2 protein-coding genes are annotated in these 10,739 nt (G+C 63.4%); both read left to right on the top strand.

Features of this window, described 5'->3' with window-relative positions; all coding sequences use genetic code 11:
• Positions 1-594 (top strand): calcium-binding protein (locus E8E91_RS12275; RefSeq protein ID WP_280375108.1); only part of this gene is annotated, 594 nt, incomplete at its 5' end.
• Positions 595-1,435: 841 nt separating this feature from the next.
• Positions 1,436-10,739, top strand: a 9,304-nt coding sequence (locus E8E91_RS12270; protein WP_280375963.1) for a peroxidase family protein, incomplete at its 3' end; no start/stop codon positions are given.

Raw genomic sequence — 10,739 nt, 5'->3', positions numbered from 1 at the left:
GTTCTGAACGGTTTCGCAGGAGACGACACGCTGGTGGGTGGGGCTGGGAATGACACCCTCAACAGTGGCGCTGGCAATGACACGCTGGCGGGTGGTGCGGGTAATGACAGCTATGGCGTTATCGGCCTGGATGTTGTGAACGAACTCGCTGGCGAAGGGATTGACTCGGTCACTACCACGAACGCGAGCTACACCCTGGGGGCCAACCTCGAGAACCTGGCGTTCTCGGGTGCGGGTGCGTTCAGTGGTACGGGTAATGCGCTGGCCAACAGGATTACCGGTGGCGCAGGCAATGACACCCTGAATGGCCTGGCGGGCAACGATACCCTGATCGGCGGCCTCGGCGACGATACCTTTGTGTTTGCCGCGGGTTTCGGCAACGACACGATTCAGGGCTTCGATGCCAACCCGGGCGGCGGCCAGGACCTGCTGAACATCGCCTCGTTGGGCATCAGTGCAGCCACCTTCGCGGCGAACGTGGCGATCACTGACCTGGGGGCGGACACCCGGGTCACCATCGGTGCCAACAGCATCACCCTGGTGGGGGTGGCGGATGCCACCACCGTGACCCAGGCAGACTTCATCGTCAGCTGAGGAGGCAGCCACCAATCGAGTTGCAGTAATAAAGAAGGGGGAAGCACGCAGTGCTTCCCCCTTTTTCTTGTGCCTGGAAAACAGTCGTAGCCGCTCTATTTCGCACTCTCTTGCCTGTCAGGCAGCTATCGTCGGCTTTCTGGCACCAGCATCCTCTTCGCCGCATTTTCCAAGCAAGAAAGATGCCTCCGAATTGCCCGGATTTCCCATTTGAGTCAACGGTTGTATTCCGCTGATAAGTGGGAAATTCGGCTTTGACCGCTCTATATCGCCACTTTCAGCGATCCTGGTAAGTCCGTGCCAGGACCACAAGAAGAGTGCTACCGCATGTTGATGACCGGGTGTTAATGAGGATTTAGTAGTTATTCGTTTTAAATCAGCTGGTTGGGACGTTTTTACATTTGGTAATACATTGTGACGTTTTATTGACAGTGTCTGGGGGCAGGGCTTTAGTCAGGGTGTGTACAAGCATGACTGTTTTTTGGCACGCAGTGGCGTTGAGGGACGCAGCTGCGGCGCCGGCCACAAGAGTGCTAGGGAGAACACCGTAATGAGCATCGATTCAGTCTCGCGCAATGGGCCGAACGGCCCATCGACCTCTGCCGCCCCCCGCGTCCGCTTCCACGGACCACCTCACGCCTGAGCTGGCGCGCCGTCTTCAACGACGGCGCTGAGAGGGACAAATCCATCCAGTCGGAACTGAGCCACTTCCAAGGCTTGGCGGGTTCGGCCGCGACTGCGATTTGCCCGGCTTGATCGCTTTCCTTCGACGAAACGTGGAATCGCACCCGCGTGGGCGTGATTCGGCCTGACTTATTGCTGTCGGATTGAGGTAAACAACATGGCCAACTTCATCAAGTCTGACCTCGAGTTCATTCTCCAGCAGATCCTTATCGCCGAGGCCCACGCGGCCGGCGAGGAACTGTCGTCCCTTGTGCCTAACTCGCAAGTGCCCTGGGGCCTGCGCACGTTGGACGGTTCCTTCAACCATCTACTGAGCGGACAGGAAACCGCCGGCGCTGCCGATGAACTCTTCCCGCGCATGCTGGAACCGGTATTCCGTCCGGCAGAAGGCGGCACCTCCTATGCAGGCAGCGGTACGGTGATCGACTCCCAGCCGCGGACCATCAGTAACCTGATCGTCGACCAGACCATCAGCAACCCGGCGGCGGTGCAGACCTTCGTCGATGCCGGGTTCGGCGTTCTGGCCGACGGCACCCAGACTGATCCGGTCTCCGGCGTGGCATTCCCGGTCGGCACGCTGCTCGACCTCGCCGGGGTTCCCATACCTGCCGGCCAGTCGCTGTTCCTGCCCAATACCACCCCGGACGAAGGCCTCTCCGCTCCCTTCAACACCTGGTTCACTTTCTTCGGCCAGTTCTTCGACCATGGCCTGGACCTGGTGACCAAGGGGGGCAACGAAGTTGTCTTCATTCCGCTGCAGGACGACGACCCGCTCTTCGTTCCGGGCAGCCAGACCAACTTCCTGATCCTGACCCGCGCCACCCAGTTCGGCGGCCCTGGCCTGAACCAGAACACCACCTCGCCCTTCGTCGACCAGAACCAGACCTACAGCTCGCACCCGTCCCATCAGGTGTTCCTGCGTGCCTACGAGCTGAACGCCAATGGTGACCCGGTCTCTACCGGCCGGCTGATTACCAACCGTGACCTGGGCGCCGACGGCACCTTCGGTACCGCAGATGACGTCGAAATAGGCGGCATGGCTACCTGGGCGGTGGTCAAGGCCCAGGCTCGCGACATCCTCGGCATCGACCTGACCGACGCCGACGTGGGCAGCGTTCCGCTGCTGGCCACTGATGCCTACGGCAATTTCATCAGGGGGGACAACGGTTTCCCGCAGGTGGTCTTCCCCGGCAACGTGCTGGTCGAGGGAAACCCGGCGGCGCCCATCAGCCTGGTGGGCGCGATCCGTACCGGCCATGCCTTCCTGGATGACATCGCCCACGCCGCCAACCCCTTTGGCGACCATGACGGTAATCCGGCTACCCCGAACCAGTTGCTCATCGCCGACGCAGACGAAGTCGCCGGAGGCCCGCCCCCCGCGCTGGGTTCTTATGACGACGAGCTGCTGGACGCCCACTACATGGCCGGCGATGGCCGCGCTAACGAGAACATCGGACTGACCGCCGTTCACCATGTGTTCCACGCCGAGCACAACCGCCTGGTCGAACACACCAAGGAAGTGATCCTGGCCTCCGGCGACCTGGCCTTCCTCAACCAGTGGTTGCTGACTCCGGTGGGTGCCGTGCCGGCGACCCCGGACGGGCTGAACTGGAACGGCGAGCGTCTGTTCCAGGCCGCCAAGTTCGGTACCGAGATGCAGTACCAGCACCTGGTATTCGAAGAGTTCGCCCGCAAGGTGCAGCCCGCTGTTGACGCGTTCCTGGCGCCCAATGGCTTCGACGCCACCATCAACCCGGCCATCGTCGCCGAGTTCGCGCACACCGTGTATCGCTTCGGTCACTCCATGCTGACCGAGACCATCGATCGTCTCGACCCGAATTTCGCCAGCAGCGAGATCGGCCTGATCACCGCCTTCCTCAATCCGCTGGCGTTCGCCAGTAGCGGTGCGACGCCGGAAGCGGCGGCCGGTGCCATCATCCGCGGTACCACCCGCCAGGGGGGCAACGAAATCGACGAGTTCGTGACCGAAGCCCTGCGCAACAACCTGCTGGGCCTGCCGCTCGACCTTGCCACCATCAACATCGCCCGTGGCCGCGACACCGGTATCCCTTCGTTGAATGACGCCCGTCGTGAATTCCACGCGATGACCGGTGACAGCCAGCTGGCGGCCTACACCAGCTGGGTCGATTTCATGGGCAACCTCAAGCATGAAACGTCCCTGATCAACTTCATCGCCGCTTACGGCACGCACTCCACGATCACCGGGGCAACCACCCTGGAAGCCAAGCGCGCCGCGGCGATGGCAATCGTCCTGGGTACGGGGGCCAACGTTCCAGTGGACCGTCTCGAATTCCTGAACGGTACTGGCACCTGGCTCGGTGTGGAAACCGGCCTGAACCTGGTGGACTTCTGGATCGGCGGCCTGGCCGAGAAGCAGATGCCCTTTGGCGGCCTGCTCGGCTCCACTTTCAACTTCGTCTTCGAGACCCAGCTGGAGGCGCTGCAGAACGGTGACCGCTTCTACTACCTGAGCCGCCTGGCGGGGCTGAATTTCCTCACCGAGATGGAGAACAACTCCTTTGCCAAGATGGTGATGGAGAACACCGATATCACCCGGCTTCCGGCGGATATCTTCTCCACGCCGGCGTGGATTCTCGAAGTCAATCCGCTGGCGCAGCACACCGGATTGGGTGCCACCGGCCGCGATGACCCGCTGGGCGACAATCCGCTGCTGGCCCTGGTGGTCCGCGACAACCCGGATACCGTCGGGCCGGACACCAATTACCTGCGCTACACCGGCGGCGACCATGTGGTGCTCGGCGGCACAGCCGGCGACGACATCCTGATCGCCAGCATCGGCGACGACACCCTCTGGGGTGATTTAGGCAATGACCGCCTGGAAGGCGGCGACGGCGTCGATAACCTCGATGGCGGTGCCGGCGACGACATCATCACTGACCTCGGCGGCGACGATAACATCAAGGGTGGCGAGGGCAACGACGTCATCCAGGCCGGCAACGGCTTCAACCTGATCCTTGGCGGAGGCGGCAGCGACTTCATCATCACTGGCGAAGACGTTTCGGAAACCTTCGGTGGTACCGGTAACGACTTCATCTATGGCGCCAAGGGCAACCTGCAGACGGCGGGTAACGAGGGCGACGACTGGATCGAAATCGGCACCCAGGACGGTGCGCCCGGCGACAACTTCTCGCCGTTCTCCCGCGACGAGGTGCCCGGTAACGACGTCTTCGTCGGTGGCGGCGGCTTCGACGAGGTGATAGGCGAGGGCGGTGACGACATCATGGTCGGCTCCGAAGGCTCCGACCACTTCGACGGCATGTCCGGGTGGGACTGGGCCACCTACCGTGGCGACCCGCGCGGCGTCAATGTCGACCTGATGATCAACGACCTGGTGGAACCGCCGGTCCCGGCCTCCAACGCGGGCCTGCTCGACCGCTTCGCGGAAGTCGAAGGGCTGTCGGGCTCCTCCTTCAGTGACATCCTCAAGGGTGACAACTCCGATGCCACCACCATTCCCACCGATGGTGAACTCGGCAGCACTCTGACCAACATCGCCCTGGTCAACGGACTGCAGGCGCTGCTCGACGAGGCCTTCGGGCCTGGCGTTGTGTCCTTCAGTGCCGGCAATATCCTGCTGGGCGGTGCGGGCAGCGACATCATCGAAGGCCGTGGCGGCAATGACCTGATCGATGGCGACCGCTGGCTCAACGTGCGGGTACAGGTCACCGGCAACGCCAACGTGACGAGCGTGCTCTCCATCCAGGAACTGATCCCGCGCATGCTGTCGGGCGAGATCAATCCCAGCCAGCTGAGCATCGTCCGCGAGATCCTCGATACCGATGACAGCATCGATACCGCGGTATTCGGCGGCAACCTGGCCAACTACACCGTCAGCACGGTTAATGGCGTGACCACGGTCACCGACAACGTCGGCACCGAGGGCTCGGACACCCTGCTGAACATCGAGCGGCTGCAATTCGCCGATCAGACGGTTGTCCTCAGTGGTGCCAACAGCCTGCCCACCGGCCAACTGAGCATCCTCGATGCCACCAGCGGCCAGGTGGACAACACGCCGTCAATCGGTCAATTGCTGAGAGCCTCGGTGGCCGGAGTCACCGACGCCGACATCGATGGCGGCACCCTCAACGGTCGGCCGATCACCTTCATCTGGCAGGTCGAGACTCTCGCCGGCTCGGGCATCTTCCAGGACATCGTCACCGAAGGTGGTGATGTTCCGTCGACCGCCGCCCGTGGCACCTTCCGCGTCACCGCCGAGCAGGACGGTCTGGCGATCCGTGTGAAGGCGATCTACCAGGATGACGATGGCGTCCTGGAAACCGCGTTCTCCGCAGCGACCGCCAATGTGGCGGGCGTGGTGGTGCCGACCACGCCAGCGGTAATTCCGGTCGAAAGCCCGACCGAGCCCATCAATGGCGGTGTGCACCTGATCCGTGGGGACCTGCAGTTCATCCTCGACCAGATCAAGATTGCCGAACGCCATGCCGCCGGCGAAAGCCTGCTGGACATCCTGCCGAACACCCGTGGCGCATTCGGCCTGCGGACGGTGGATGGCCGCTTCAACAATCTGGTTCCGGGCCAGGAAGATTTCGGCGCGGCCGACCAGCCGTTCCCGAATTTGCTGGATCAGTTCTTCCGCAATGAAAACGACGAGGCTCCCTTCGCTGGCGTCAACAACACCAACTACGCCACGTCCGGACCGGGCGGCAGCGTGGTGGACAGCGATCCGCGCACCATCAGCAATCTGGTGGCGGACCAGACCATCACCAACCCGGCGGCCGTGCAGGCCTTCCTCGATGGCGGGCTTGGCACTCGGGTGGTCGATGCCGCGGGTGTCCCGTTGTTCAATGCCGATGGCACGCCGAGGATCCTCGATGGCAATGGCATCGAAATTCCGCGCGGTCAGCCGCTGTTCATCCCCAACACTGCGCCGGACGAGGGGTTGTCGGCGGGCTTCAACTCCTGGTTCACCCTGTTCGGCCAGTTCTTCGACCATGGCCTGGACCTGGTGAGCAAGGGCGGCAACGGCCTGGTGTTCATTCCGCTGCAGCCTGACGATCCGCTGATCACCCACGGTCGCGACGGCATTGCCGGCAATGGCGATGAGGTATTGCCGCAGAACGCCTTCATGGTCATGACCCGCGCTTCCACCACGGCGGTGCAGGCCGGTGCCGACGGTAACCTGGGTACTTCGGACGACATTCATGTCCATGTGAACCAGACCACGCCCTTCGTCGACCAGAACCAGACCTACACCTCGCACCCGTCGCACCAGGTGTTCCTGCGCGAATACGTGCTGGATGCCAACGGTCGGCCGGTTGCCACCGGGCGCATGCTGGACGGCACCAACCCCGACGGCTCGTCCGGCGGCCTGCCCACCTGGGCTGAGGTCAAGGCGCAGGCCCAGGCCATGCTGGGCATCCAACTGGACGACCAGGATCTGCTCAACCTCCCGCTGCTGGCGACGGATGACTATGGCAAGTTCATCCCCGATCCGGACACCGGGTTCGCGCAGATCGTAACCGCCGGCGGCCTGCAGTCCGGCACGCCCGCCGCGCCCATCGACGCATCGCTGGCCGGTCGCACCGGGCACGCCTTCCTCGATGACATTGCGCATACGGCCAATCCGTTCGGTGACCATGATGGCAATCCGAACACGCCGAACCAGGCGCTGCAGGCGGACACGGACGGTGTAGTCAACGCGCCGAATTCGCCGCCTCCAGTGGGGTTCTACGATGATGAGCTGCTCAACGAGCACTTCATTACCGGCGATGGCCGTGGCAACGAGAACATCGGCCTGACCGCGGTGCACCACGTGTTCCACGCGGAGCACAACCGCATGGTCGAGCACATCAAGGCGGTGGTGCTGGCCAGCAACGACCCGACCTTCATCGCCGAGTGGCAGCTATCGCCCGGTGTCTGGGACGGCGAGCGCCTGTTCCAGGCCGCGCGCTTCACCACTGAAATGCAGTACCAGCACCTGGTGTTCGAGGAGTTCGCGCGCAAGGTGCAGCCGCAGGTGGACGTGTTCTTCGCGCCGACCCAGGTCTACGACACGAACATCAACCCGGCCATAGTCGCGGAGTTCGCCCACGTCGTTTACCGCTTCGGCCACTCGATGCTGACCGAGACCGTGGACCGCTTCGATCCGACCTTCGCCAATGACAGCTCCATGGGTCTGATCACCGCTTTCCTCAACCCGCTTGCGTTCAATTCGTTGAGCGATGGCGCGGGAGGCACGGTCCAGGTGTCCGCCGACCAGGCGGCAGGCGCCATAGTCCGCGGCATGACCCGGCAACAGGGCAACGAGATTGACGAGTTCGTCACCGAGGCTCTGCGCAACAACCTGCTGGGTTTGCCGTTGGACTTGCCGAGCATCAACCTGGCCCGCGGCCGTGACACCGGCGTTCCCACCCTGAACATGGCGCGTCAGGAGTTCTTCAACGCAACCGGCGATACCCAGCTCAAGCCCTATACGAGCTGGCTCGACTTCGCGACGAACCTGAAGCACCAGGAGTCGGTGGTGAACTTCATTGCCGCCTATGGCACCCACGCCAGCATTACCGGCGCCACGACCATGGCGGACAAGCGCGCCGCCGCCGTGCTTCTGGTATTCGGTGGAGATGGCGCACCGGCGGACCGCCTGGCCTTCCTCAACGGGCCGGCAGCCACTACTGGCGTGAATGACATCGACCTGTGGATCGGCGGCCTGGCCGAGCGGCAGATGCCCTTCGGTGGGTTGCTGGGCTCGACCTTCAACTTCGTGTTCGAGAACCAGATGGAGAAACTCCAGGACGGCGACCGCTTCTACTACCTGGAGCGTACCTCCGGCCTGAACTTCCTCACTGAGCTGGAGAACAACTCGTTCGCCAAGCTGGTGATGGCCAACACCGACGCGTTGCACCTGCCGGGGGATATCTTCTCGACCCCGGCCTTCACCCTCGAGGTCAACCAGGCTGCGCAGCACACCGGCCTCGGTCTCACCGGTCGCGATGATCCGACCGGGACCAACCCCTTGCTGCCGCTGGTCGGTCGCGGGGACGGCCTGCTGGTCTATCGCGGCGAGGACCACGTAGTGCTGGGTGGCACTGCCGGCAACGACAGGCTGATTTCCAGCATCGGTGACGACACCCTGCACGGCGACGCCGGCAACGACCGACTGGAAGGTGGCGATGGCAACGACTTCCTGTTCGGTGGTGCCGGCGACGACATCATTACCGACCGGGGCGGCGACGATAACATCCAGGGCGGCGAGGGCAACGACGTCCTCCACAGTGGCAACGGCGTGGACCTGATCATCGGCGGGTTCGGCAACGACTTCATGATCAAACTCGAGGACGAGTCGGAATTCTTCGGTGGTGTCGGTAACGACTTCATTCTGGCCGGCCGTGCCAATGAATTCAGCTTCGGCAATGAAGGTGACGACTGGATCCAGCACGGCATGGCCGACGGTGCCGCGGGCGATAACTTCGACGCATTCGGCAACGACCCGATCATCGGCCACGACGTCTTCTACGGCGAGTTCGGGATCATCGACCGGATGGATGGTGAAGGCGGCGACGACATCATGATGGGCAATGGCGGGGAAGGTGACCGCTATGTCGGGATGTCGGGCTTCGACTGGGCGGTGTTCCGCGACGACCCGGCCGGGGTCAACATCGACATGCGTCTGCGTGCGTTCAACGAAGCGCCCATCGCGCCGTCCGTGGCGTCGGTGCTGTCGCGCTTCGAGTCCACCGAAGGCCTGTCCGGTTCCAGGTTCAGCGATATGCTGCGCGGCGACGACGCCGATGCCGTAATCATGGCCACTCACGGTGGAGCCACCGGCAGCGCGCTGACCAGCATCGCGCTGATCTCCGGGATGCAGGAGTTCCTCGGCGCCGGGGTGACCTCGTTCGCGGCTGGCAACATCATCCTCGGTGGCAATGGCAGTGACCTGCTCATCGGCGGTGGTGGCGACGACCTGATCGATGGCGACAAGTCGCTGAATGCGCGCATCAGCATCCGTGACGGAGCAGGTGTCGAGATCGGTACCGCCAGCAGCCTCACCGGCGTGATCACCAACAAGTCCGGTGCATTGGCAGGTACTGCGGCCAACCTGACGCTGGCGTCGGCGGCTCTGTCCGGCCTGGTGAATCCGGGGCAGATGGTCATTGTCCGCGAACTCGTCAATGGCACCGGCTTCAACTACGACACCGCGGTATTCAGCGGCAACTTCGACGAATACCAGGTCAGCATCGACAACCGAGGCACCACGCTGGACTTCTCGGATGACGTGATCACCGTGACCGACCTGGTGGATGGCCGCGACGGCGTCGACCGCCTGACGGGCATCGAGCGTCTGCAGTTCGCCGACCAGGCCCTGCCGGCGGTTCCGGGCCTGAACAACGGCCCGGTCGGGCTGGCAAGCATCAACGACGCCACGCCTGAAGTCGGTACCCTGCTGCGGGCCTCCATTGCTGGCGTCACCGATGCCGACAATGCCGGCGGCGCCGTCACCGGGCCGGTGGCCTACTACTGGCAGGTGGATGATGGCGACGGCGTGTTCGTCGATATCGAGACGCTGAATGCTGGTGGCGACGCTGATGTGGCTGCAGGTCCGACGTTCCGCGTCACCGCCGACCTGGCTGGCCAATCGCTGCGCCTGAAGGCCATCTACAGGGACCGCAATGGCGTGCTGGAGACCGTCTACTCGGCTGGCACGGCGCTGGTTTCGGGGACTCCGTCAAACGATGCACCGACCGGTACGCCGGCGATCAGCGATACCACGCCGCTGGTGGGGCAGGGGCTGACCGCCACGCGAGGCACCATCGCCGATGCCGATGGCATCACCACTTCGGTGTTCAGCTTCCAGTGGCAGTCGTCGAACAACGGCGGGGCGACCTGGACCAATGTCGGTGCGCCGTCGGCGAGCTTCACCCCGGGCGCGGGACAGGTGGGGCTGCTGCTGCGGGTGGTGACCACCTTTGTCGATGACGGCGGCTTCAGCAACACGGTGAACTCGGCGGCGACCGCCGCGGTGGGTGTGGCGTTCATCGGCGGCCCGGCGGGTGAGACCTTCACTGGCACCGCGGGCGATGATGTGGCCAATGGTGGTGGCGGCAACGACATCCTCAACGGCCTGGCCGGCAACGACACGCTCAATGGCGAGGCGGGGGATGATGTGCTCAATGGTGGGCTTGGCAATGACACGATGGCGGGTGGACTGGGCAACGATACCTATGAAGTGACTGAGCTTGGGGACGTTGTGACCGAGCTTGCTGGCGAAGGTACTGACCTGGTCCGGACCACCCTGGCGAACTACACCTTGGGCGCAAACTTGGAAAACCTGACGTACACCGGTAGTGGTGCCTTCACCGGTTCGGGCAATGGACTGGCCAACACGCTTACCGGCGGAGCTGGAAGTGACGTTCTGAACGGTTTCGCAGGAGACGACACGCTGGTGGGTGGGGCTGGGAATG

The sequence above is a fragment of the Pseudomonas sp. BN515 genome (genome assembly GCF_029873155.1).
Taxonomy (GTDB): domain Bacteria; phylum Pseudomonadota; class Gammaproteobacteria; order Pseudomonadales; family Pseudomonadaceae; genus Metapseudomonas.
The sequence above is the reverse complement of the archived record's forward strand: the minus strand, read 5'-3'. Positions and strand labels throughout refer to the sequence as shown.